We start from the raw sequence: 24,442 nt of genomic DNA on the forward strand, positions 1-24,442 counted from the left end.
GCCAATCCGTACGGGGGGATCGCTGTCGGGCACCTTATCCCCTTGTAGGTACACATGAAGGCAGGTGACTGCCCAACTCCAGAGCAAGGGACTGGAAACGTGAAGACATTTTCGAAGAGGGCACTGCTGCGTGCCAGCGCCGCTCCGGCGATCCTCGGTGCGTCGCTGATCGCGACGGCCGCGTTCGCGCAGGATGCGCCGCAGGCCGCCGATGCGGAAGCCGCCGACACCATCATCGTCACCGGCTCGCTGATCAAGAATCCGAACCTGGCCCAGTCGACCCCGGTCCTGGCCACCACGTCGGACGAAATCGACCTGCGCCAGAGCAACAACGCGGAACAGCTGCTCCGTGAAATTCCGGGTGTCGTTCCCAGCATCGGTTCGGCCGTGAACAACGGCAACGGCGGTGCATCGACCCTGAACCTTCGTGGTCTGGGTTCGAACCGCAACCTGGTTCTGGTCGATGGCCGTCGCATGGTGCCTTATGGCCTGGGCGGCGTTTTCGATCTTAACAACATTCCGCTGGCCCTGGTCGAGCGCGTCGACGTGCTGACCGGTGGTGCATCGACCACCTATGGCGCCGACGCCATCGCCGGCGTGGCCAACTTCATCCTGAAGAAGGACTTCTCGGGCTTCGAAGCCAATCTGTCGGAACAGCTGACCGACGATGGCGACGGCAACACCTTCCGCGCCGACGTCACCATGGGCGCGAACTTCGATGACGGCCGCGGTAACGCCGTGTTCAGCATCGGTTATCAGGAAGTCGACCCCGTCTATCAGGGCGCGCGTTCCTTCTCGAGCACCTATCTGGAATCCTATCTGGCCGAATGTACTTCGTGCCAGGGTTCGGGCACGTCCACGCCGACCCGCATGTCGCTGCCGGGTGTCGGTACGCGTCAGATCAGCGCCGACGGCAATTCGCTGGTTCCGACCTACCAGACCTATAACTTCAACCCGTACAACATCTTCCAGACGCCGTTTAAGCGTTTCAACATGTTCGGTTCGGCCAATTACGAGATCAGCGACTCGGTCAAGGCCTATACCCGTGGCATGTTCTCGAAGAACACGGTCAACACGATCATCGCGCCGTCGGGTGCCTTCGCCCTTTCGGTCGTGATCCCCTACAGCAACCCCTATCTGACCGATGGCATCCGCAACCAGTTCTGTAACGCGAATGGTCTGACCACCGCACAGTGCTCGGCCGCTGCTGCTGCCACCGATCCGACCAGCGCCGACTACCGCACCTTCAACACCACGATCTCGCGTCGTGCGGTCGAAGCCGGTCCGCGTATCTCGGAATTCAAGACCACCTTCTTCGACTATGCACTGGGCTTCCAGGGCGACATCGGCTCGCACCTGAGCTGGGACGTCGGCGGTTCCTATGGTGAATCGGAGCAGGTTCAGACGCAGAAGGGCTACACGCTCAACTCGCGCTTCCGTAATGCGTTGCTGGCAACCAACACCACGACCTGCCTTGACGGTTCGGAAACTTGTGTTCCCGTCAACATCTTCGGCCCGACCGGCTCGATCACCCAGGACATGGTCGACTATCTGAGCGCGAACAGCCAGATCACGACCAAGACCACCCTGGCCCAGGCGCACGCCACCCTGAGCGGTGACTTCGGCGTGACCTCGCCGCTGGCATCGAACCCGATCGGCTTCGCCGTCGGTGGTGAATATCGCAAGTACACCGCGTCGATCGAATCCGATCTGCTGTCGCAGGCGAACGATCTGGGCGGCGCTGGTGGTGCCCAGCCGAACGTGAACGGCGGCTTCGACGTCTATGAAGCCTATGGCGAACTGATCGCTCCGCTGATCGAGGACCGTCCCTTCGCGAAGCTGCTGTCGGTTGGCGCTGGCGTTCGTTATTCGAGCTATTCGGTCGATGCGCCGACCAGCCCGAGCTACGACACCTGGACCTACAAGTTCGAAGGCAGCTGGGCTCCGGTCGCTGACCTGAAGTTCCGCGGCAACTACTCGCGCGCCGTTCGTGCGCCGAACGTTTCGGAACTGTTCACGCCGGTGACCGTCGGTCTGACCAACCTCGGCACCGATCCCTGCGCCGGCAGCGCTCCGCTCGCCAATGCCAACCTGGCTGCGGTGTGTCTCGCTCAGGGCGCGCCCGCTTCGACGATCGGCTTCATTGATCAGCCTTCGGCGGCGCAGGCGAATGCCAGCAACGGCGGCAACCTGAACATCAAGCCGGAAACCTCGGACAGCTGGGGCGTCGGTGCGACCTTCACGCCGACCTTCCTGCCGGGCTTCAACGCCACGATCGACTATTATAACATCAAGGTGAAGAACGCGATCACCAGCCCGACCCCGGGCGATGCGATCGCAGCCTGCTTCGACAATCTGACCGCAGACAGCGCCTCCAAGCCTGCCTGTACCTCGATCGGTCGTTCGGAAGATGGCAGCCTCAATGGTACGGCCACCGGTCTCTACCTGCCGCTGTCGAATACGGGCCGTTTGAAGACCGACGGTATCGACCTCTCGCTGAACTATAAGCATGAGTTCGACTTCGCGACGCTGACCCTGGGCTTCAACGGCAACTGGACCAACAGCTCGAAGTTCCAGGCGCTCCCGACCTCGCTGAACCGCGATTGCGTCGGTTACTACTCGGTCAACTGTGCTTCGATCCAGCCGAAGTTCCAGTGGTCGCAGCGCACCACCTTCACCTTCGGTGATGTCGATCTGTCGCTCCTGTGGCGCCATATCAACAAGGTCAAGTATGAGCCCGCTCAGCTGCAGGCTGATATGGACGCCGCTGAGGCGCTCAATCGCGACGAAGACGGCAATCTTCTGCCGGTGGCGGACCAGGGTTGCCCCGACTATGCTGGCGCGGATGAAGGCGGTTGCGTGGTTGACTCGCAGTTCCGCAAGATCAAGTCGTACGACTATTTCGACCTGACCGCTCGTGCGCAGGTTTCGGATAACGTGATGCTGACCTTCACCGTCATGAACATGTTCGACAAGAAGCCCCCGATCCTCGGTGGTTCGGTCGGTTCGACCAGCTACAACAGCGGCAACACCTACCCGTCGACCTATGACGCTCTGGGCCGCAAGTTCGCTGTCAGCGCGAAGATGAAGTTCTGATCCTGATCGGAACCATCTGAACAAAAAGAGAGGCGGATCGCAGGATCTGCCTCTTTTTTATTGTCCAGTCGATATTGCGTCGGCGCTGGGCCTATGGGGCCGTCTTATCCGGCCAGGCCATGGTCCAGTTGCATGGGCACGTCGAAACGCTTCGCCAGTTCCTCGGCCCAGTGCAGCACCATCGCGATCTCCTCGCCATGGGCGGCGATCGCCTGCCTCTTGTCATCTTTGCGCCGCTCGGCGCCAAAGGCGTTGCCGGTCTTGCTGTCGGTGGTGAAGGCGGGGCCGGCCAATATCGCATCGATCCCGCCATCGTCGATCGACAGGCGGAAATGGCGGATCAGTTCCGCCATGCTGCCGGCCGGGTCAGCCATCAGCCGGTCGCTGTCCAGGGATCGCACGCGATCAGGACCCAGCGATTGCAGCAGTGCGGCAAATTGCGCCTTCTGGGCCAGCCATCCCACTGCTGCCGCCTGCAGGTCGGTCAGTTCCAGATAGTCGCTCTGGTCAAAGCCGAAGGGAATGGCGCCGTCGCGTATCTGCTTGATCAGCAATTCCCGCGCCCAGCGACGGCTCCACAATCCCTTGCGGGCGATGGAGGAGAGATATTGTTCCAGCGGCGCGTAAAGCAGCAGGGCCTTCGCATCCGGCTTCATCGCCATCATCGCCGGGATCAGGCCGTTGACGATATTGGACGGCTTGATGATCATCGCTTCGCCGGCCGCGAACGGACGGGCAAGCAGGCCCAGTCCCTGGTCCATCACCATCGCGATCTGCCGCCCTGTGCCGCCCCGATGGCGCCAGCCGACCATGTCGTTCAGCAGCACCGGTTCCTTCAGCGTCGAAGCCATGCCCGGCCGATCCAGCGCGCGCGCCAGCAGCGTCGAGCAGCAATAGGCAGTATGAAAAATGAAATGCATCGGCGCCGGCGCGGGCGCCTCGGCCAGCATCGCGCTGCGGCTGACCACCAATGGCGGATCGGACTTCAGATATTCGTCGGTCAGGAACGTCGCGGACGCGCGCTGTTCGCGGTCCACATGGATCAGATGGATCTGGTCCTGTCGTTCATCATAACGATGCGCCAGCCAGGCCGGATTGCGGGCGATCGCGCCCATGTCGGTGACCTTGTCGTTCATTGCCGGAGCCATCGCATGCTCCCCTTGGAACGACAAGCGTCGGCCCGCCGATTTCGGGTTGCCGGATGGCCGGCCCTTGGGCAGTTTCGGTGCAGGGGGAATGATGATGACGATAATGGTGGAAGATTATTTGCGCGCGGCAGATGGTGCGCGCAGCCGGGGGGATCGCGCCGAGGAAGCGCGCCAGTTGGACGCCGCATTGCGGCAGGCGGACAATTCGCCGCAACTGCTCAACCGGCGCGGCATGCTGGCGCTGACGATGGGGCAGGCGAAAGAAGCCTTTGGCTTTTTCGAGCAGGCGGCGCAGCTTGATCCGAAGGAGCCGGCGCTGTGGATGAATCTTGCGACGGCGGCCCGCGGTGCGGGGAACAGCGATGGCGAACGCCGGGCGCTGGAACAGGTGGTCACGCTCGACCAGACTCACTTCATGGCCCAGCTGAGGCTCGCGGAATGGGAGGAGCGGGCAGGAGAATTGGCCGCTGCGACCCAGCGCTGGGGCAACGTCCTGGCACTGGCGTTGGGATATGAGGATCTTCCACCCGCGCTCACTGATCGGCTGGCCGAGGCGCGGGCCTTCGTTGCCCAGCGCATGTCGGGCTTCGCGCAGGAAATGGATGCCGCGCTTCAGCCGGCGATGGAGGGGCTTGATCCTGGCGAGACGCGGCGGTTCCAGGCCGGCATGGACCGGCTGCTGGGGCGGCGGCGCATCTACCATAATGAATGTTCGGGCCTTCATTTTCCGTTTCTGCCAGCCGATGAATTTTTCGACCGCTCTCACTTCCCATGGATGGCGCAGCTTGAGGCGAAAACCGATGCGATCCGCGCCGAACTGCTCAACCTGCTTGAAAATGGCGATGACCTGCTTCGCCCTTATGTCCGGCTGGAGGACGGGACACCGACGAACAAATGGACGGCACTGGACCAGTCGCTTGACTGGGGTGCCTGTTTCCTGTGGGAATATGGTCGTCGCAATGATGCGGTCTGCGATCTATGCCCGGAAACGGCCGCCATCCTGGAGTCGCTGCCGCGCAGCGACATCGATGGACGTGCCCCTTCGGCCTTTTTCTCGCTGCTGCGGCCGCATGCTCATATTCCGGCGCATACCGGCGTCACCAATATCCGCACGATCATCCATCTGCCGCTGATCGTGCCGCCCGGTTGCCGCTTCCGTGTCGGTGGTGAAACCCGCGCCTGGGTCGAGGGCGAAGCTTTCGCCTTTGACGATACGATCGAGCATGAAGCGTGGAATGACAGTGACGCCTTGCGCGCTGTCCTGATTTTTGACGTTTGGAATCCGCATCTTACGCCGCTGGAGCAGCAATTGTTGGCTCGCTATTATGCAGCTGCAGATCAGAGTTCGCATCGGCCGCCGGAATAAGGACGCGCAACGCAGTTGTGACTTGCTGTGATGCGGCATTTATATCAGGATTATTGCATGGATTTCGGTTCGACCGAACCGATGGCTGGAGTTTCATCATGAAGGTGTTTTTGGTTCAACTGACCCTGGGGCTGACGCTGCTCGGCAGCAGCGTCGTCGTGGATGCGCAGGCCCCTGCGGCGGACGCGAAGCTGGATCGGAATGATCCCAATGCCGTGCGTTGCCGCCGTCTGGAGGTCACGGGTTCGCTGGTGCGCAAGGAGCGTGTCTGCAAGACCAATGCCGAATGGCGGGCGATCAGCGAGCAGCAAAATCGTGATGCCGATGACATGATCACCCGTAGCCGGGCGGGCATGAACCCGAACGGCTGAGCCGGCCTGCGGGCATGCTATTTTGCCTGTGCTCGCATGACCGGCCCGATTTCTACGCATGCGCAGGCCGATGGCATCGCCATCGGCCTGCCTTGTATTAGCCGACACTGAGTTTCAGCGCGCCGTCGCCGTCTTCCACTTTCACCGTCGATCCGTCCGGCACCTCGCCGCGCAGGATCAGGTCGGCCAGCGGATCCTGCAGGTAACGCTGTACCGCCCGCTTCAACGGCCGCGCGCCATAGACGGGATCATAGCCGACCCGGCCCAGCCAGGCGCGCGCGCCGTCGGTCAGGTTCAGCACCACCTTGCGGTCCTTCAGCAGCTTCTGCACCCGCGCCACCTGGATATCGACGATCGGCGCCATATGGCCGGCCCCCAAACGGTGGAACAGGATGATCTCGTCCAGACGGTTGAGGAATTCGGGGCGGAAATGGCTGCGCACCATCTCCATCACCTGGTCCTCGACCTTCTCGACCGGCTCGTCGTCGGGCTGGGCGGCGATATATTGGCTGCCCAGGTTCGACGTCAGCACGATGATCGTGTTGGTGAAGTCGACGGTGCGGCCCTGGCCATCGGTCAGGCGGCCATCGTCCAGCACCTGCAGCAGCACGTTGAACACGTCGCTGTGCGCCTTCTCGACCTCGTCGAACAGCACGACCTGATAGGGCCGGCGCCGCACTGCCTCGGTCAGCACGCCGCCTTCCTCATAGCCGACATAGCCCGGAGGCGCGCCGATCAGCCGCGCGACCGAGTGCTTCTCCATGAACTCGCTCATGTCGATGCGCACCATCGCGCTCTCGTCGTCGAACAGGAAACCGGCCAGCGCCTTGGTCAGCTCGGTCTTGCCGACGCCCGTGGGGCCAAGGAACAGGAAGCTGCCCAGCGGCCGGTTCGGATCCTGCAGACCCGCCCGGCTGCGGCGCACGGCGGTCGCCACCGCGCGCACGGCATCGGCCTGGCCGATCACCCGCTTGCCCAGTTCCGCTTCCATCGCCAGCAGCTTCTCGCGCTCGCCTTCCATCATCCGGTCGACCGGAATGCCGGTCCAGCGCGACACGACGCTGGCAATATCCTCGGCCGTCACTTCCTCGCGCAGCATCGCGCCCTTGGACGCGCCCTGGGCTTCGGCCAGCTGCTTTTCCAGCTGCGGGATGGTGCCATATTGCAGCTCGCCGGCCTTGCCATAGTCGCCGCCGCGCTGCGCCTGCTCCAGCTGGAGACGCGCCGCGTCGAGCTGCTCCTTCAGCTTGGCTTCGCTCGCGATCTTGTCCTTCTCCGCCTGCCAGCGCGTGGTCAGCTCAGCCGACTGCTGTTCCAGATTGGCGAGGTCGGTCTCCAGATTGGCCAGCCGGTCCTTCGACGCCTGGTCGCTTTCCTTCTTCAGCGCCTCGCGCTCGATCTGCAACTGCATGATCCGCCGGTCGAGATTCTCGATTTCCTCGGGCTTGCTCTCCACCTCCATGCGGATGCGGCTCGCGGCCTCGTCCATCAGGTCGATCGCCTTGTCGGGCAGGAAGCGGTCGGTGATATAGCGGTTGGACAGCGTCGCCGCCGCCACGATCGCGCCGTCGGCGATGCGCACGCCATGATGCGCCTCATATTTGTCCTTGATGCCGCGCAGGATCGAAATCGTGTCCTCGACCGTCGGCTCGCCGACGAACACCGGCTGGAACCGCCGCTGTAGGGCCGGGTCCTTCTCGACATATTTGCGATATTCGTCGAGCGTGGTCGCGCCGATGCAATGCAGCTCGCCGCGCGCCAGCGCCGGCTTCAGCAGGTTGCCAGCATCCATCGCGCCCTCGGATTTGCCCGCGCCGATCAGCGTGTGCATCTCGTCGATGAACAGGATGATCTGGCCGTCCGCGCCCTTCACCTCGTCGAGCACGCCCTTGAGGCGCTCCTCGAATTCGCCGCGATATTTGGCGCCGGCGATCAGGCTGCCCATGTCGAGCGCCATCAGCGTGCGGTCCTTCAGCGTATCGGGCACGTCGCCATGGGCGATGCGCAGCGCCAGCCCTTCGGCGATCGCGGTCTTGCCGACGCCCGGCTCGCCGATCAGCACCGGGTTGTTCTTGGTCCGGCGCGCCAGGATCTGGATGGTGCGGCGAATTTCCTCGTCGCGGCCGATGACGGGATCAAGCTTGCCGGCCTTCGCCGCCTCGGTCAGGTCGCGCGCGAATTTCTTCAGCGCATCATAACGGTCTTCCGCGCCCGCAGTATCGGCGGTGCGGCCACCGCGCAGCTGGTTGATCGCGCCGTTCAGCGCCTCGGCGCGCACGCCGGCGGTCGCCAACGCCTTGCCCGCCGTCGTGGTCGTCGCCAGCGTCAACGCCAGCAGCAGCCGTTCGACGGTGACGAAGCTGTCGCCCGCCTTCTGCGCCACCTGCTCGGCGCTATCGAGCACGCGCACGGCATCATTGTCCAGGCCCGGCGTCTGCTGCGCGCCGCTGCCCGATACGGCCGGCACCCTCGCCAGCGCGGCATCGGTCTCGCGCAGCGCGGTCGCGGCATCGCCGCCCGCCGCCTTGATCAGGCCGGACGCCATGCCCTGCTCATCTTCCAGCAGCGCCTTCAACAGATGTTCGGGGCTGATCCGCTGATGGTTCATGCGGATCGCAACGGTCTGCGCCGACTGGAGGAAACCCTTGGCGCGGTCGGTGAATTTTTCGAGGTTCATTAGCATCCCCTTCAAGGCATTGCTGGCGATGTAATGTTGCAAAAATGACACACAAGGGGCGCGGGTAAAAAATCCGCGCCCCTTGCCTATTTTACTTACTGCTTGGGCGCCTTGGCCGCTTCCGGTGCGAACAGGTCGCCGAAGAAGTCCGCCTTGTACCATTGCGGCGGAGTGTCGCTATCGGTCATAACCCGTGCAATGCGATAATTCGCCTCGGCAAAGCGGGCGCCGGCGTCCCAATCGATCTTCTGCGTCATGTCGTCGCCGGGATGGTGATAGGCGCCGCTCAGAAATTCGCCCCAGGCCTTCTCGCCACCATTGGCATAGCCGGTCGCCAGGAACACGGCGGGCACGCCCTGCTTCACGAACATATAATGGTCCGACCGCACGAAGATGGTTTCCTGCGGCATCGGGTCGGCAGCCAGCTTGATCCCCATCGGCGCCACCGCCTTGGCGACGATCGGCCCCAGCGTCGAATGGTCGGCGCCGAACGCGATCACGTCGGTGAAGGGATAGAGCAGCAGCGGCATGTCGAGGTCGACATTGCCGACGATCTGCTTGCCCGGAACGGTGGGGTGGCGGGCATAATAGTCCGCGCCCAGCAGGCCCTTCTCCTCGCCGGTGGAGGCCAGGAAGACGATCGACCGGCGCGGCTTGTTGGGCGACTGGGCCATGGCACGCGCCACTTCCAGCATGGTCGCGATGCCGGCGCCATTGTCCAGCGCGCCATTGTTGATGCGGTCGGTATCCGGCTTGTCGCCGGGCTTTGCCGGGCTGATGCCGATATGGTCGAGATGCGCCGACAGGACGACATATTCGTCTTTCAGCTTGGGGTCGCTGCCGGGCAGGATGGCGACGACATTGGGGCTGGTCACCCGCTCGCTGACGCTTTCGACCTGGATCTGGGCAGTCGACTTGAGCGCAAAGCCCTTGGGCTTGCCGCCGGCCTTGTCGGCTTGCTTGCGGATCGCCGCGATGCTGGTCGGCGCACCGGCGAACACCGCCTGCGCCGCGGCATCGTCCAGGCTGGCGCCGACCCGGATGCCGGGGGCGGCGTCGAACGGCACGCCCTCGGGCGAGACCCAGGTGAAGTCGGGCTCATCGGCGAACTGGACCATGCGGTTCCAGGGGCGGGCCTTCATCGACTGGAGGGTGCCGATGGACAGCATGCCGATCGCGCCATGCGCCTCGGCGATCTTGCCCTTGGTGGCGGACAGATGCGCGCCTTCCTCGCTCGGCAGGCCTTTGGGATAGCCGCGCAGGGTGACGACGATCTTCCCCTTCACGTCCAGCCCGGCATAGTCGTTGAGGCCGAGCCGCGCATTTTCCAGGCCATAGCCCACGAACACCAAAGGTGCCGACACGTCCAGCTTGGGCTCGGCCGCGTTCATGCCGATCAGCACGTCGCCGGCATGGGTGAAGCTTTTGCTGCCGGCCGGACCGGTGACGGTCAGCGTGCCCGGCGTCCTGGCGCGCTCGGTCTTCTGGAAGCCGATGCGCTGCAGCCAGCTTCCGTTGTCGCCGGCGGGCTTGAGGCCCAGACCATCGAACTGGCTGGCGACATAGCGGGCAGCGATTTCATGGCCTTCGCTACCGGTGTCGCGCCCTTTCAGCAGGTCCTCGGCCAGGAATTCGACATGGGCGCGCACCGCTGCGGCCGAGAAGGTCGGCGCATCGGCTGCGGCCGGGGCAGGGGCCGTGGCGGCGGTCTGGGCGGGCAGGGTGGCGGGCAGCACAAGGGCGGCGGTGGCGGCCAGCAGGGCCAGGCGTTTCATGGGATCGGGGACTTTCCGTCTCTATGGATGATGGCGTGCAGACTTGCCGCTGCGCCCCGTCGCTGTCCAGCCTCCGCTTGTCGATATCATGCGTATTGCACCGCTATCACGCCCCGCTATGCTGCGCGCCATCGCGGCGGGGTCCGTCCCGACCGCATCGACTGCCCTCCTGTCCTAGAGGTCTTCATGATCCTTACCCGCATGTCCCGCCGGCTTCCCCTGATGCTCGGCCTGTCCGCGCTTGCGTTCGCGCCGCTTGGTTCCGCCGCGCAGGCCGCCCCGGCCGCTGCTGCCGCCGCGCCCGCGCCGCTCTCCAGCCTCGTGTCGGCGGTGGACATCCCCTATCAGGAATTTCGCCTGCCCAACGGTCTGCGGGTCATCGTCCATACCGATCGCAAAGCGCCGATCGTCGCCGTCTCGGTCTGGTATCATGTCGGCTCGCGCTTCGAGCCTGCGGGCAAGACCGGCTTTGCCCATCTGTTCGAACATCTGATGTTCTACGGCTCGGAAAATGCCGACGGTCCCTTCTTCGGCCGTCTGGAGGATATCGGCGCCACCGACTGGAACGGCACGACCTGGTTCGACCGCACCAATTATTTCGAGACGGTGCCGACCGGCGCGCTCGATCGCGCACTGTTTCTGGAATCCGACCGCATGGGCCATCTGCTCGGCGCCGTGACCCAGACCAAGCTCGATGCCCAGCGCGGGGTCGTCCAGAATGAAAAGCGCATGGGCGAGAATGAGCCCTATGGCCTGGTCGAATATGCCCAGCTTGCCGGCATGCTGCCCGAAGGCCATCCCTATCGCCACTCGACCATCGGCTCGATGGCGGATCTGAACGCGGCCAGCCTGACCGACGTCCAGAGCTGGTTCAAGACGCACTATGGCCCTAACAATGCCACGCTGGTGCTGGCCGGCGACATCGACGTGCCGACCGCCAGGGCGAAGGTCGAAAAATGGTTCGGCAACATCGCGTCGGGCCCGGCGCCGCAGGATGTCGACGCGACCGTGCCGACGCTCGACAAGGATGTGGAAAAGGTGATGCACGACAATGTCGCTGCCACCCGCCTTTACCGCAACTGGATCGTCCCCGGCGTCAACTCGCCCGACCTGCAGCAGCTTGACCTTGCCCTCTCGGTGTTCGGCGGCCTCGGCTCCTCGCGCCTCGACAATATCCTGGTCCGCGACGAGAAGGTGGCGGTCGCGGTCAAGGCCAGCATCCAGCCGTTCGAAAAGCTGTCGATGGTCGAGATTACCGTCGACGTGAAGCCGGGCCAGGATCCGGTCGCCGTGGGCAAGCGGCTTGACGCGCTGCTCGCCGACTATCTCGCCAAGGGGCCGAGTGCGGACGAGGTGCTGCGCGCCGCGACCCAGCAGCTATCCGGCACGATCGGCGGCCTCGAAAAGGTCGGCGGCTTCTCGGGCAAGGCGGTGACCCTGGCCGAAGGCGCGGTCTATTCCGATGATCCCGGCAAATATAAGAAGGATCTCGCCATCTATGCCGCCGCGACGCCCGCCAGCGTCTCGGCCGCCGCGCGCAAATGGCTGGGCCGCCCGGTCTTCCGCCTGACCGTGTCGCCGGGCGAACGCTCGGCGCAGGATAATGCGCTCGCCGGCAATGCGCCTTCGGGCAGCGCGACCATGCATCCCGCCCATTTCCGCGATCCCAATGGCCCCGCGCCCAAGGCCGGCACGCCCCCGCCGCCGACCAAGGTTGCCGAGCCGCCGATCGAGCCGGTCAAGGATCTGGTCTTCCCGCCGGTCGAGCGCGCGAAGCTGTCCAACGGCATGTCGGTCGTCTTCTCGCGCCGCGCCACCGTGCCGGTGGTGAAGGTTTCGGTCGCCTTCGACGCGGGCAATGCCGCCGACAACCGGCAGAAGCTCGGCACCGCCGCGCTCACCACTGCCCTGCTCGACGAAGGCACCACCAGCCGCAACTCGGTGCAGATTTCCGAGGAGCAGGAACGTCTGGGCGCCGGCATCAGCGCGGCCAACAGCATGGATGCGACCAATGTCGGCCTCTATGCGCTCAAGCCCAATCTCGACGCCTCGCTCGGCCTGCTCGCCGACATCATCCGCAACCCCGCCTTCGATCCCAAGGAAGTGGAGCGGTTGCGCAGCCAGATGCTGACCCGCATCGCCGCGGAAAAGACCCAGCCCATGGCCATCGCCCAGCGCATGCTGCCGCCGATGCTCTATGGCCAGGCCCATCCCTATGGCATTCCCTTCACCGGCTCGGGCACCGAAAGCGGGGTGAAGGCGGTGACGCGCGCCGATCTGGTCGCCTTCCATGACACATGGATGCGCCCCGACAATGCGACCATCTTCGCGACCGGCGACACGACGCTGGCCGAACTGCTGCCGCTGCTCGAAAAGCGCTTCGGCGACTGGAAGGCGCCGAGCATGGCCAAGGGCGCCAAGCTGTTCCGCATGGACCGCATGATGCGCCCGTCGCGCATCGTCCTCATCGACAAGCCGCAAAGCCCGCAGTCGATGATCCTCGCCGGCCAGCTCACCAACAAGTCGGGCACCGACAATCCGGTCACCCTCATCACCGCGAACGAGGTGCTGGGTGGCAGCACCACCTCGCGCCTGACCATGGACCTGCGCGAGGCGAAGGGCTGGGCCTATGGCGCGGGCACTGGCATGCCCGGCGTCAAGGAAACCATCCCGCTGCTGGTCTATGCCCCGGTCCAGACCGACAAGACCGGCGAATCGATCATCGCCGCGCGCCAGGACATCAAGGATTTCCTGACCAGCAAGGGCACGACCCAGGCGGAGCGCGACCAGACGATCAACGGCCAGATCCTGTCGCTGCCCGGCAGCTTCGAAACCTCGTCCGACCTGCTCTCGGCGATGATGCGCAACAATCTGCTCGGCCGGCCCGACGACTATTACGCCACCCTGCCGGCAACCTATCGCGCCATCACCGCGGCGCAGATGGATCAGGCCGCGCGCGAGGCGATCAATCCCGATCGGCTGATCTGGGTCGTGGTCGGCGATGCGAAATTGGTGAAGCCCCAGCTTGACGCGGTCGGCCTGCCGGTGGAAATGGGCACATTGGCTGATTGACGCTAACGTAAAGGAGAAGTGAGATGGCTGCAGTGGATGGTGCCTATGATTGCGTGGCTAAGACCCCGCTGGGCGAACAGACCGGCGTGTTCACCGTGATCAGCACGGGCGACCGTTTCAACGGCACCTTTGCCGGCATGATGGGCTCGCTCGACGTCAAGGATGGCGTGGTCGCCGGCAACAAGCTGACCTGGAAGATGGAAATGACCATCCCCATGCCGATGACGCTGGAATGCGAAGCCGAAATCACCGGCGAAAGCCTGACCGGCACGATGCAGCTCGGCGCCTTTGGTGCCGCGCCCTTCACCGGCACGCGTCGCGCATAATCCCGATCAGTTGCGGCCCGGTTCACGCCGGGCCGCAACCGACATTACCAAAAATTCATGGCCGGCCCGTTGCACTATAAAATTAGTTAGCTATCTAAGCGTTCGTGAATCGGACCGAACTTCAGCGCGCCCTGGCGCATAATATGCCGCAGATCGCGCGCCTCTGGCGCCAGCTTGCCGATTCCACCCTGGCCGAATTCGGCGTCTCCAATTCCGCTGGCTGGTGTCTTCTCTATCTCGACCGGCTGGGCGCCGACGTGCGCCAGATCGAATTGGCCGACGTTCTGGGCATCACCCAGCCGTCGCTGGTCCGCACCCTCGACCATCTTCAGGCCGCCGCCCTGATCGAGCGCACCCCCAATCCCGAGGATCGCCGGTCCAACTGCCTGTCGCTCACCACTTCCGGCCGCGACCTTGTCGGCCGCATCGAAACGCGGCTCAGCAACATGCGCAACGACCTGCTCGATGGTGTGCCAGAGGCGGATATCGAGACGGCGGTCAATCTGTTAGAACTGCTGCGACGCCGTATCGGGGAGCGCCGGGGCCAGTCATGAAAAAGGCCGCTTTGTCAGCCTGGAGCGAGCGCCTCGGCGTTCCCGCCGCGCTATTCTCGCTCAAATGTTTCCTGGCGGCGATGCTGGCCCTTTATGTGGCGCTCAGCATTGGCCTGGAACGTCCCTATTGGGCCTTCCTCACCTCCTATATCGTCGCCCAGCCGCTCGCCGGCGCGGTGATTTCCAAGGCGATCTTCCGCGCCATCGGCACCATCGTCGGCGCCGCCTTCTCGGTCGCGATCGTCCCGCCGCTGGTGAATTCGCCCGAACTGCTGACCCTTGCCATGGCCGCCTGGCTGGCGCTCTGCGTCTTCGTCTCGCTGCTCGATCGCACGCCGCGCTCCTACATGTTCGTGCTGGCCGGCTACAGCGCCTGCCTGATCGTCTTCCCCGACGTCGACTCGCCCCAGACCATCTTCACCGTCGCCACCCTGCGCGTGCAGGAAATCTGGATCGGCATCGCCTGCGGCAGCATCGTCCATGGCGTCGTCCTGCCCGGCTCGATCACCGGCAACCTCTTCGCCCGCGTCGAAGCCATGCTGCGCGACGCCGAACGCTGGTCGCGCGACGCGATCGCGACCGATCCGGTGCCCGGCCTTGATGCCGAACGCCGCCGCCTGGCGCAGGACGTCACCGAACTGCACCAGATGTCGATCCATCTGCCCTTCGACATCGGCCGCCTCGCGCCGCGTGTTCGCACCGTGCGCGCGATGCAGGACCAGCTCTCGCTGCTGCTGCCGCTCGGCGCCGCGGTGGAGGATCGGCTGGCCATGCTGAAACAGGCCAATGGCGGCATCGTCCCGGCCCAGGTCGAACAGCTGATCGCCGATGCGCGCGGCTGGCTCGATCATCCCGGCACCGACAGCGCCACCCGCGCCGCCGGCGCCCAGGCGCTGATCGACCGCTGCGCCGCGCTCGAACCGGCGGCCGACAGCGATATGGACTGGGCCGGCATGATGCGGCTCAGTCTCTATTCCCGCCTCGGCACGCTGATCGCGGTCCATCGCGACTGCCGCGACCTGTTCGACCAGATGCTGACCCACAGCCGCAGCCCGGTGACGCCGCGTGTCGCCGAACTGCTGGAGGGGCGCCGCAACCGCGAACTGCATCGCGACTATGCCGGCGCCGCGCGCGGCGCCTTCGCTGCCTTCATGACGGTGACGATCGGCTGTGCCTTGTGGATCGGCAGCGGCTGGCATGACGGCGGCAGCGCGGTGATGCTGGCCGGCGTCTTCCTTGCCCTCTTCTCCGCGTCGGACAATCCGCTCGCCCCGCTCAAGGGCTTCATGATCGGCACGATCATCGCCACCTTCCTCGGCGCCCTCTATGGCTATGCCATCATGCCCCGGCTCGACGGCTTCGCCATGCTCGCTCTGGCCTATGCGCCGCCGCTGCTGATACTGGGCGCGATGATGGCCTCGCCGCGCTGGATGGGCATTGCCCTGCCGACGCTCCTTGGCCTGGGCAGTCCGGTGCTGCTCTCCAGTGCCTATGTCAGCGCCTTCGCCTCCTATGTGAACGGCTCGGTGGCACAGCTGGTCGGCATCTGGTTCGCGATCATCATGGCCGGCCTGCTGCAATCGGCCGGGGTGGAGCGCGCCGTGCGCCGCACCGTGCGCGCCGGCTGGGCGGATATCGCCACCCGCGCCAACCTCATGACCCAGCCCGACGTGCGCGGCTGGATCAACCGGATGCTCGATCGCATCGCGCTGCTCGCCCCACGCCTCGCCGCCATGCGCACCGACAGCGGCAAGCCGCTCTATGACGCGCTGCGCGACCTGCGCACCGGTGTCGCCATCGGCGAACTGCGCCAGCTCCGGGTCGATCTTCCCTTTGACGAAGGCGCCCCGCTTGGCCGGGTGCTGGGCGGCGTGGCCGACCATTATCGCCGGCTCGATCCCGATGCGCCGGCCGCGGCCGACCCTGCGCTGCTCGACGATATCGACAGCGCCATCGGCGACCTTGCCGCCAATCCCGCGCCCTCGGTCCGCCGCGATGCGATCCTGGCGCTGGTCAGCCTGCGCCGTAATCTCTTTGCCGACAGCGCCGGCTATCGCATGACCCCCATGACCGGAGTTCCCGCATGACCGGCGAATTGTCCATCGACGGGGTCTTCTTCCCCACGCTGCTGGCGCTGGCGCTGGCCGCGCTCATCCTCACCTATGGCCTCACCCGCCTGATTGCGGCGTTCGGCCTCTACCGCTTTCTTGCCTATCGGGCCCTCGTCGACCTCAGCCTGTTCGTGCTGACGCTCGGGGGCCTGTCCATTCTCGTTCCGATGCTGGGAATCCGCCTATGAACCGCCTGACCGGGACGCTGATCCGCAGCGCCGCCACCATCATCATCGTCATCCTCGCCGTCATCGTCGCCGTGTGGATGTGGAACCATTATGAGCGCAGCCCCTGGACCCGCGACGGCCGCGTGCGCGCCGACGTGGTGCGCGTGACCCCCGATATTGGCGGCCTCGTCACCTCGGTCGCGGTGCGCGACAATCAGCAGGTGAAGGCGGGCGACCTGCTCTTCGTCATCGACACGCCGCGTTATGCGCTGGCGCTGGAACAGGCGGAGGCGCAGATCGCCAGCGCCCAGGCGACGCTCGGCCAGGCCCGGCGGGAGGCGACCCGCGATCTGGCGCTGGGCGACCTCGTCGCCAAGGAAAGCCATGAACAGAATGTCGCCCGCGTCGCCACGGCGCAGGCCGCGCTGGCCGAGGCGCGGAGTGCGCGCGACGCCGCCGCCTTGAACCTCAAGCGCACCCAGGTCCGCGCCTCGGTCAACGGCGTCGTCACCAATCTCGATCTCCATCCCGGCGACTATCTTGGCGCCGGCACCCAGGCGATGGCGTTGATCGACAGCGACAGCCTGCGGGTCGAGGGCTATTTCGAGGAAACCAAGCTGCCTTTGGTCTGCATCGGCGCGCCGGTCACCGTCCGCCTGATGGGCGAGAAGCAGGATCTGCACGGCAAGGTCGAAAGCATCGCCTATGGCATCAATGACTCGACCCGCAGCGACTCCGGCAATCTCCTGCCCACGGTGGAGCCGACCTTCTCCTGGGTTCGCCTCGCCCAGCGCATCCCGGTCCGGGTGAAGCTCACCAATGTCCCGGCCAATATCACGCTGATCTCGGGCCGCACCGCCACGGTGACGGTCGAACCGGCGAAGAAGGATGCCAAGCCGGAAAGCTGCCGCCATGCGTAAGGGTATCACCACATCCTTGCTGGCACTGGCGCTCAGCGCCTGCGCCACCGCCGGGCCGGACTATCATCCGCCCGAACATTCGGCCGCGACCGCGCCGGGCGCGCAGGGCGCCTTCCAGTCGGCGCAGGGCGCGGGCTTCAGCAATGCCGACCTGCCCGACCATTGGTGGAAACTCTATAACGACCCCCGGCTCGACGCGCTGATCGCCGAAGCGCTGACCGCCAATACCGACCTGCGCGTCGCCGACGCCAATCTGACGGCGGCGCAGGCGGTGCTGCGCGAGACGGAGGCCGGGCGCCAGATCAGCACCACGATCAGCGGCGGCGAAACACTGGCGCGGCCTTCGGGCGTGACCCAGCATCTGCCCGGCTCGATCAGCTATGATTTCGGCCTCAGCGCCTCCTATCCGCTCGACCTCAACGGCCGCATCCGCCGCGCGATCGAATCGAGCGGCGCCAATGTCGAGGCGGTGACCGCCGCGCGCGACTATGTCCGCGTCAGCGTCGCCGCCGCCACGGCCAAGGCCTATGCCCAGGTTTGCGCCGCCAATTATGCGCTCGGCGTCAATCGCCGGGTGGTCTCGCTCCAGCGTGATACGCTCAACGCCACCCAGCGCCTGTTCAGGGGCGGTCGCGGCACCGCCTTCGACGTCAGTCGCGCCCAGGCGGCCGTGGACCAGAGCGAGGCGACGCTGCCCGTCTATGAAGCACAGCGCCAGAGCGGCCTCTATCTGCTCGCCACCCTGCTCGGCCGTCCGCCGGCCGATTACCCCAGGGATGTGGAGGGCTGCGCCACCCTGCCGTCGCTCGGCGCGCCGCTGCCGGTGGGCGATGGCACCGCACTGATCCGCCGTCGCCCCGACATCCGCCAGGCCGAACGCATGATCGCCTCCGACACGGCGACCCTGGGCGTCGCCATGGCCGATCTCTATCCGCAGGTCAGCATCGGCGGCTCGGTCGGCCTGTCCGGCCCGCTCAAGGATTTCGGCTCCGGCTCCGCCTTCGGTTTCAGCCTCGGCCCGCTCATCAGCTGGACCTTCCCCAATCGCCCGGTGGTTCGCGCCCGTATCGCGCAGGCCGATGCCCAGGTGCAGGCCGATCTTGCCAGCTTCGACGGCAGCGTGCTCGAAGCGCTGCGCCAGACCGAAACCGCGCTCGAAACCTATCGCCGCGACGCGGAAAAGGCCGCCGCGCTCGATCGCGCCCGCGACAGCGCCAATGTCTCGGCGGGGCAGGCGAACAAGCTGTTCCGCTTTGGCCGCAGCGATTTCCTCGACCTGCTCGATACCCAGCGCAGCCTCGCCAGCGCCGAATCCTCGGCCGCGGCCGCCCGTGTCCAGCTGGTGCAGGACCAGATCGCCATCTTCCTGGCGCTGGGCGGCGGCTGGACCTCAAACGATGCCGGCGACCAGAGCGCGGGGAACGCGCAGCAATGAACCGTGGCGCGCACCGGCCGGCATGGTCAGGCGCGCGCTGACGTCGGTCCACGTCACCATGTCGCGCGTCATCGCCGCGCCCCAGCGACCTTCCTTGTAGACGTCATAATAGCAGAGCAGCGCATCGCCGACCTGCGCGCTCATCGGCCCCTCGACCCAGCCGGGGGAGAAGGGCGGCGACAAGGGGCCGAACGGCCCGGTCGGGCTCTCCGCCTTCGCCACCTGCAGCCATTTGTGCGGCGGCTGCACCGTCTCGTCCTTGACGATCAGGTATAGGCCGCCGCTTGGGCCCTGCGCGAATGTCCCGTCGATCACGCTGAAGCCGGGATCATAAAGCGGCGCGGGCGCGCTGAACGTCTCGAAATCGGCCGTGCTGACCGACCAGAGCCGATGATTATAGCCCGATTCCGATGTCCCCGCCGTCTCGGTGAAGCGGCCGGTCACGGTGCTCGACCAGAACAGGATATGCCGCCCGGTCGCCGGATCGCGCACCGCCTCGGGCGCCCAGCAATTGCGGGTGCCGGGCACGTCCTGCATCACCGGAATGGCGCGCTGCGGCGACCAGTGGACCAGATCGCGGCTGGTCGCATGGCCGATCGTCACCCCTTCCCAGGCCGTGGTCCACAGCAGATGATAGACGCCCTTGTCCGCGAACAGATAGGGGTCGCGCATCAGCTTCTTCTCGCCCACCTGCGGCACCAGCAGGCTGCGCCCGCCCGCCAGCGTGCGAAAGGCAAAGCCATCCTCGCTCACCGCCAGTTTGAGGCCGTCGGCCTCGCCCTTGCCGGTGGTGAAATAGGCAAAGACCAGCAGGTCATCGGCGCGCGCTGCCGACCGGGTCGCGCACCCTGCCAGCGCCAATGCGCCCAGTCCCAGCGTGAAGTCGCGCCGTCTCATCAGCGATAATCCTTGGCCATTTGCGGGTAGAGGTCGAGCAGCTTGTTGGCGACATAGTCGCCGCCATGGCCCATCGGCCCGGTCGGTTCGGGTTTCGGCACGGCCGGCTTCTGCGATGCCAGCCCGCCTGGCGCCTCCGCCCCGTTCAGACCCTGGCTGATCAGGTCGGGCTTGGCCCCTTCGCCGGCATTATGCCCATCCTGGTCGAAAATCGCTTCCTGGTGCCGGATCGGCTCCCAGATGAAGCTGCCCCAGCCATGCTTGCCGGGCAGGGCATGGACCAGATCATTGATATAGCGCTTGCGGCTCGAATATTCGGCGACCAGCAGCCCCTTGTCGGGATAGCGCTTCACATATTCGCTGAAGGTCGTGGCCCAGTCGCCCTGCGCCCGCTGCTGGTAGCAGGAAAAGCCGACCACATCGAAATCCACCTGCCGCGCGATCAGCGCATCGGTCCATTCGCGCACGATCGGCCAGTGCCGGCCCAGATGATTATGCACCTGGATCGCAACGTCCGGCTCGGCCCGGCGCGCACCGGCGATCCCCGCGCGCAGCAACGCGGCAAAGCCGTCGAACCCGCCAACCTCGCCGACCCTGGCATGATTGGCGTCGGTCACCGGATTGCCGGTCGACGTCGACAGCTTCACCCGGCCATGGGGCCACAACATGCCGAAGGTCGTCTCATTGCCGATCACCGCCATGTCGACCGGCGCGCCGCCCGCCCGCATCGCCACCAGCGTGTCGTGCGTATGTGCCTCGACCGCCTTGGCCAGCGCCGGCAGGTCATGGCCGGCCCAGGCCGCGGGCACCGCCTGATGCTCCGGGTCGGCCCAGGTGTCGCTATAATGGAAACTCAGCACCAGCCCCATGCCGGCGTCGCGCACGCGCTTGCCCAGCTTCACCGTCTGGGCCAGACCGGCCCAGCCCTTGTCCGGCTCCCGCCTGGAATAGCCCTTGGCCGGATCGACGAAGATGCGCAGCCGGATCGCGTTGAAGCCGGCATCGCGCAGGATCAGGATCGGGTCCTTCTGTTCGCCATCCACGAAATAGCGCGCCCCCGCCGCCTCATCCTCGGGCACCCAGCTAATGTCAGCGCCGATCAGATAGGGGCCGGGCCGCGCACCATTCTTCCCCGCCTTGGCCAGCGCCGGCCGGGCCAGCAGGGGCAGGGTGGCAAGGCCGAATGTGCCGCGGCGCGTGAACCGGGTCATGCCTTCACCTCCATGCGATATTCCGGAACGATGCGCAGCACCTCCAGCGTCGCGACCTGCGCCCCCGCCGGCAGCTTCGCCCGTGCGGCATCGTCCAGATAGATGGGCGCGTCGGCGCGCAGCGGCATCACCGTCAGCGTCCAGGGCCGCCCCAGCCGCGCGGCAAAGCGCTTGAGGCCGATCCGCCAGACCCGTCCGTCCCAATAGGCATCGTCCAGCATGTCGGGGCCATCGAACAGCCGGCCGATATCGCCGCGCCAGTCGATCTCCAGAAAGGCGTCGCCGCCCTTCGCCAACACATCCTTCGGAATGGTGAAGCTAAAGGCCGCCGCCGCCTTGTGCGCCTCGGGCAGGGGCTGCATCGCCGCCTTGGCCGGCCCGCCAATCTCGATCGGCGGCGCCGTGCCGGCCTCGCGCGTCTGGGTGAAGGGCAGGGGCGCGATGGCTGTCGCCTTCGCCGTCATCATCGCCGCCTTGCCGGGCAATATCTGCCAGGCGAAACGCGCCTCGCCGCGCTGGCGCAGTTCCAGCCCGTCCGGCCCGAACAGCGCATCCGCCGCGCTCAGCACCACGCGCCGCTCGCCACCGATCTCGCCGACCCAGATGCGCTTTGCCGCCTCCCGGTCGATCAGCAGCAGCCGCACCGATCGCCCGTCCGCGCCGGTCACCCGCACCGGCCGCGTCGCGGATGGCGGCACCTGGACGATCACCCGCCCGCCTTCGCTGCGCGCCGGCGCATCGACCTTGGTGCCCGCCGGGAAGGCCAGCTCCACGGGGCCGGGCAGGCAGGCCGCCATCACATGGATCGGCCCGTCGCTGTCGGCGATGCGCGTCACCGGCTGCGCCGTCGCCCAGTCGAGCCGCACCCCGTCCAGATCCATGCCGATCGGCCAGAAGAAATTGTCGCCTGGCGCGATCGTCACCGGCCGGCTCGGCAGGCGAACCGGGCCGCCGGCCAATGTCACATCGAACTGCGTGCCGGGATGCGCCGCCGTGCCATATTGGCGGACATGATTGTTGACGAACAGGAAGCCGGTGTCGCCCTTCGCCCGCACCGCCCAGCGCAGTGTCTTCAGGTCATCCTTGTCTGCCGGCAGCACGGCCGGCGCATGCACCGTCATCGGCGCCAGCGTCTCGCCATATTCGGCCAGGAAATAATGGAGCGGGCGCAGCGCCGCGCTGACCGGATTGACCTCGCCATATTGGCCGATCGGCGCCTGGAAATCATAGGCGATCGCCGGGCAGTCATTATAGCCGCCCGACCGCTGCGTCTCCTCCAGCATGCGCCCGTTCGCCATCGGGTTGGCGCCGCCATGGAACATATAATAGCCCAGCAGATTGACGCCCGACCCGACCTGCGTCGTCACCGCCGCCGCCACGTCGGCCGGCTGCAACAAAGGCCGCCGCCGATACATGACCGGCACGCCGCCGCCATATTCCGCGCCCAGGAAGGGCGTGTCTGCCATGTCGCTGTCGGCGTCGCCGCGCCGCCCGCCGCGCGTCTGCGCGCCCAGGTCGCCGCTCACCCGGCTGTCGAAGCGGAACAGGTAATTTTCCTTGGGCGGCAGTTTCACCGTCTTCGCCGACCAGGGCTCGTCGGGATAGCCGCCATGCACCGGCACCACCTCGCCCTTGGGATAGACGGTCTGGTCCCATCCGGTCACGGTATAGAGCGGCACGTCGAAGCCGATCCGCACTGCCAGCGCCTTCAGCGCCGCGATATGCTCCCGGCCCTGTCCGGGACCGCCCAGATTATATTCATTCTCGACCTGCATGCCGACGATCGGCCCGCCATCCTTCCACATCAGCCCCGAGAGCTGATCGTGCAGCCCGCGCCAGAAGCGCTCGACCTGCGCCATATAGGCCGGGTCGTTGCTGCGCGTGCGGGTGCTGCCGGCGATCCAGTCGGGGATGCCACCAAAGCGCGCCTCGGCATGGCCCCAGGGGCCGGGGCGCAGGAAGAAGAGCAGGCCATGTTTCTGGCAGAGCCGCACGAAGCGCCCGATATCGCGATCGCCGGTCCAGTCGATCCTGCCGGGCGCCAGCTCGACATGGTTCCAGAGAACATAGGAGGCGACGATGCCGACACCGGCCGCCTTCATCTTCAGCAATTCCTCTTCCCAATAGGCGCTCGGGAAGCGGGTGAAGTGAAATTCGCCCATCACCGGCAGCCAGGGCCGGTCGTCGCGGGTCAGATAGAGATTGGTGATGCCGATCCGTCCCTGCGGCCCGGTGCCGGTGCCCATATGGAGATGGCCGGACTTGAGCGGCAGGCCGGGCTTGCGCGCGTCCAGGCTGTTGGCCGTCTGGGCAAGGGCATCGGTGGGAAGGGCGAGGCCCAGGCCGGCAAGGCCCGTGGCAGTCAGCGCCGTGCGCCGGTCGATATCGGGCATCCGTCCTCCTGTGATGGGTCGGGAGGCTGAGCCCTCCTCTTGGATCAGGTTTGTCCTGCGCCCACCCGCCTAGGAACGGGCGCAGGACGGGATATCAGCGGGCCAACCAGCCGCCATCGACGGCCAGGATATGGCCATGGATATAATTTGCCGCCGGCGAGGCCAGGAACACGGCGGCGCCGCCAATGTCGCTGGGGTCGCCCCAGCGGCCGGCCGGGATGCGTTCCTGGATCTGACGGTTGCGGGTCTCGTCGGCCTGCAGCGCGGCGGTGTTGTTGGTGGCGATATAGCCCGGCGCGATCGCGTTGACGTTGACGCCTTTGGCCGCCCACTCGTTCGCCAGCAGCTTGGTGAGGCCAGCGACGCCACTCTTGGACGCGGTATAGCTCGGCACGCGGATGCCGCCCTGGAACGACAGCAGCGAGGCGATGTTGACGATCTTGCCGCTACCCTGCGCCAGCATGTGCCGCCCGGCCGCCTGGGCTAGGAAGAAGGTGGATTTGAGATTGGTGTCGATCACCGCGTCCCAATCTTCCTCGGTGAAGTCGACGCTGTCGGCGCGGCGGATGATGCCGGCATTGTTGATCAGGATGTCGAGCCCGCCCAGCTTGGCGATCGTCTCGTCGACGACGCGCTGCACCGGTTCGATGCTCGACAGGTCGGCCGAGACGATCTCCGCCTTGCGGCCGAGTGCCCGGACCTTCTCGACGGTCTCTTCCGCCGGGGTGCGGCCGACCGCCGCAATGTCGGCGCCGGCTGCGGCGAGCGACAGCGCGATCGCCTGGCCAATGCCGGTATTGGCGCCGGTGACGATGGCGACCTTGCCGGTCAGATCGAAGATGTTGCTCATATAAGCTCCAAATCCCCCTCCCTTCAGGGAGGGGTTAGGGGAGGGCATGTGAGGGGAGAGGGCGTGACAGCCT

The 24,442-nt window shown here is 65.9% G+C and carries 17 protein-coding genes; 10 read left to right on the top strand and 7 right to left on the bottom strand.

Translation table 11 applies throughout. From position 1 onward, the window contains the following. The first annotated feature begins 99 nt into the window (after positions 1–99). On the top strand, positions 100–3,096 hold the full coding sequence (locus U0025_RS20150; RefSeq protein WP_004209316.1) for a TonB-dependent receptor domain-containing protein: 2,997 nt from the start codon (positions 100–102) through the stop codon (positions 3,094–3,096). 104 nt (positions 3,097–3,200) lie between these two features. On the opposite strand, the gene U0025_RS20155 is transcribed toward U0025_RS20150, so the two are convergent. Continuing rightward, the gene (locus U0025_RS20155) at positions 3,201–4,244 is read right to left on the bottom strand and encodes a hypothetical protein (RefSeq protein ID WP_004209317.1); all 1,044 of its coding nucleotides are present in this window, start codon (positions 4,242–4,244) and stop codon (positions 3,201–3,203) included. Positions 4,245–4,347: 103 nt separating this feature from the next. Between U0025_RS20155 and U0025_RS20160 the strand changes: the two genes are divergently transcribed. Beyond that, positions 4,348–5,610: an aspartyl/asparaginyl beta-hydroxylase domain-containing protein gene (locus U0025_RS20160; RefSeq protein ID WP_037491876.1), complete on the top strand. Its 1,263-nt coding sequence runs from the start codon at positions 4,348–4,350 to the stop codon at positions 5,608–5,610. 98 nt (positions 5,611–5,708) lie between these two features. Then, entirely contained in the window at positions 5,709–5,981 is a 273-nt protein-coding gene (locus U0025_RS20165) for a hypothetical protein (protein ID WP_004209319.1), read from the top strand. Positions 5,982–6,078: 97 nt separating this feature from the next. Here the strand turns inward: U0025_RS20165 and clpB are convergent, their stop codons facing one another. After that, positions 6,079–8,658: an ATP-dependent chaperone ClpB gene (gene clpB / locus U0025_RS20170; protein ID WP_004209321.1), complete on the bottom strand. Its 2,580-nt coding sequence runs from the start codon at positions 8,656–8,658 to the stop codon at positions 6,079–6,081. A 95-nt stretch (positions 8,659–8,753) separates the two neighbouring features. Next, on the bottom strand, positions 8,754–10,433 hold the full coding sequence (locus tag U0025_RS20175; RefSeq protein ID WP_004209323.1) for a M28 family metallopeptidase: 1,680 nt from the start codon (positions 10,431–10,433) through the stop codon (positions 8,754–8,756). 186 nt (positions 10,434–10,619) lie between these two features. Here U0025_RS20175 and U0025_RS20180 point away from each other — a divergent pair, with 186 nt between their 5' ends. The 7 genes from U0025_RS20180 (at position 10,620) to U0025_RS20210 (ending at position 19,018) form a co-directional block, all read left to right on the top strand. After that, on the top strand, positions 10,620–13,505 hold the full coding sequence (locus U0025_RS20180; RefSeq protein WP_004209324.1) for a M16 family metallopeptidase: 2,886 nt from the start codon (positions 10,620–10,622) through the stop codon (positions 13,503–13,505). A gap of 23 nt (positions 13,506–13,528) precedes the next feature. Beyond that, the gene (locus U0025_RS20185; protein ID WP_004209325.1) at positions 13,529–13,831 is read left to right on the top strand and encodes a hypothetical protein; all 303 of its coding nucleotides are present in this window, start codon (positions 13,529–13,531) and stop codon (positions 13,829–13,831) included. A 104-nt stretch (positions 13,832–13,935) separates the two neighbouring features. Continuing rightward, positions 13,936–14,385: a MarR family winged helix-turn-helix transcriptional regulator gene (locus tag U0025_RS20190; protein ID WP_004209326.1), complete on the top strand. Its 450-nt coding sequence runs from the start codon at positions 13,936–13,938 to the stop codon at positions 14,383–14,385. Continuing rightward, positions 14,382–16,472, top strand: coding sequence for an FUSC family protein (locus tag U0025_RS20195; RefSeq protein WP_004209327.1), 2,091 nt, complete (start codon positions 14,382–14,384; stop codon positions 16,470–16,472). Before U0025_RS20190 ends, U0025_RS20195 begins: the two co-directional genes overlap by 4 nt. Beyond that, positions 16,469–16,684 carry a DUF1656 domain-containing protein gene (locus U0025_RS20200; RefSeq protein ID WP_004209328.1) on the top strand — a complete coding sequence of 72 codons (216 nt, stop codon included), beginning with the start codon at positions 16,469–16,471 and terminating at the stop codon, positions 16,682–16,684. The genes U0025_RS20195 and U0025_RS20200 overlap by 4 nt, the downstream gene beginning before the upstream one ends. Beyond that, on the top strand, positions 16,681–17,583 hold the full coding sequence (locus U0025_RS20205; protein WP_004209329.1) for an efflux RND transporter periplasmic adaptor subunit: 903 nt from the start codon (positions 16,681–16,683) through the stop codon (positions 17,581–17,583). Before U0025_RS20200 ends, U0025_RS20205 begins: the two co-directional genes overlap by 4 nt. After that, entirely contained in the window at positions 17,576–19,018 is a 1,443-nt protein-coding gene (locus U0025_RS20210; RefSeq protein ID WP_004209330.1) for an efflux transporter outer membrane subunit, read from the top strand. Before U0025_RS20205 ends, U0025_RS20210 begins: the two co-directional genes overlap by 8 nt. Here the strand turns inward: U0025_RS20210 and U0025_RS20215 are convergent. The 4 genes from U0025_RS20215 to kduD all read right to left on the bottom strand — a co-directional run bounded on the left by U0025_RS20215 (position 18,974) and on the right by kduD (position 24,369). Beyond that, the gene (locus U0025_RS20215; RefSeq protein WP_004209331.1) at positions 18,974–19,915 is read right to left on the bottom strand and encodes a glycoside hydrolase family 43 protein; all 942 of its coding nucleotides are present in this window, start codon (positions 19,913–19,915) and stop codon (positions 18,974–18,976) included. The two genes, U0025_RS20210 and U0025_RS20215, sit on opposite strands and share 45 nt — an antisense overlap. Beyond that, positions 19,915–21,126: a glycosyl hydrolase 53 family protein gene (locus U0025_RS20220; protein ID WP_004209332.1), complete on the bottom strand. Its 1,212-nt coding sequence runs from the start codon at positions 21,124–21,126 to the stop codon at positions 19,915–19,917. Before U0025_RS20220 ends, U0025_RS20215 begins: the two co-directional genes overlap by 1 nt. Then, complete coding sequence (locus tag U0025_RS20225) at positions 21,123–23,519, bottom strand: beta-galactosidase (RefSeq protein ID WP_004209333.1); 2,397 nt, start codon at positions 23,517–23,519, stop codon at positions 21,123–21,125. The genes U0025_RS20220 and U0025_RS20225 overlap by 4 nt, the downstream gene beginning before the upstream one ends. A 94-nt stretch (positions 23,520–23,613) precedes the next feature. After that, positions 23,614–24,369, bottom strand: coding sequence for a 2-dehydro-3-deoxy-D-gluconate 5-dehydrogenase KduD (gene kduD / locus U0025_RS20230; RefSeq protein ID WP_004209334.1), 756 nt, complete (start codon positions 24,367–24,369; stop codon positions 23,614–23,616). Positions 24,370–24,442: the final 73 nt, after the last annotated feature.

Source organism: Sphingobium yanoikuyae (genome assembly GCF_034424525.1).
Classification (GTDB): domain Bacteria; phylum Pseudomonadota; class Alphaproteobacteria; order Sphingomonadales; family Sphingomonadaceae; genus Sphingobium; species Sphingobium yanoikuyae.

Bases quoted from the DNA above. Each gene is read 5' to 3' on its own strand.
- U0025_RS20200 (WP_004209328.1), top strand. From the start codon at position 16,469: ATGACCGGCGAATTGTCCATCGACGGGGTCTTCTTCCCCACGCTGCTG.
- U0025_RS20205 (WP_004209329.1), top strand. From the start codon at position 16,681: ATGAACCGCCTGACCGGGACGCTGATCCGCAGCGCCGCCACCATCATC.
- kduD (WP_004209334.1), bottom strand. From the start codon at position 24,369: ATGAGCAACATCTTCGATCTGACCGGCAAGGTCGCCATCGTCACCGGC.
- U0025_RS20185 (WP_004209325.1), top strand. From the start codon at position 13,529: ATGGCTGCAGTGGATGGTGCCTATGATTGCGTGGCTAAGACCCCGCTG.
- U0025_RS20210 (WP_004209330.1), top strand. From the start codon at position 17,576: ATGCGTAAGGGTATCACCACATCCTTGCTGGCACTGGCGCTCAGCGCC.
- U0025_RS20195 (WP_004209327.1), top strand. From the start codon at position 14,382: ATGAAAAAGGCCGCTTTGTCAGCCTGGAGCGAGCGCCTCGGCGTTCCC.
- U0025_RS20215 (WP_004209331.1), bottom strand. From the start codon at position 19,915: ATGAGACGGCGCGACTTCACGCTGGGACTGGGCGCATTGGCGCTGGCA.
- U0025_RS20160 (WP_037491876.1), top strand. From the start codon at position 4,348: ATGGTGGAAGATTATTTGCGCGCGGCAGATGGTGCGCGCAGCCGGGGG.
- U0025_RS20220 (WP_004209332.1), bottom strand. From the start codon at position 21,126: ATGACCCGGTTCACGCGCCGCGGCACATTCGGCCTTGCCACCCTGCCC.
- U0025_RS20180 (WP_004209324.1), top strand. From the start codon at position 10,620: ATGATCCTTACCCGCATGTCCCGCCGGCTTCCCCTGATGCTCGGCCTG.
- U0025_RS20165 (WP_004209319.1), top strand. From the start codon at position 5,709: ATGAAGGTGTTTTTGGTTCAACTGACCCTGGGGCTGACGCTGCTCGGC.
- U0025_RS20155 (WP_004209317.1), bottom strand. From the start codon at position 4,244: ATGGCTCCGGCAATGAACGACAAGGTCACCGACATGGGCGCGATCGCC.
- clpB (WP_004209321.1), bottom strand. From the start codon at position 8,658: ATGAACCTCGAAAAATTCACCGACCGCGCCAAGGGTTTCCTCCAGTCG.
- U0025_RS20225 (WP_004209333.1), bottom strand. From the start codon at position 23,519: ATGCCCGATATCGACCGGCGCACGGCGCTGACTGCCACGGGCCTTGCC.
- U0025_RS20175 (WP_004209323.1), bottom strand. From the start codon at position 10,433: ATGAAACGCCTGGCCCTGCTGGCCGCCACCGCCGCCCTTGTGCTGCCC.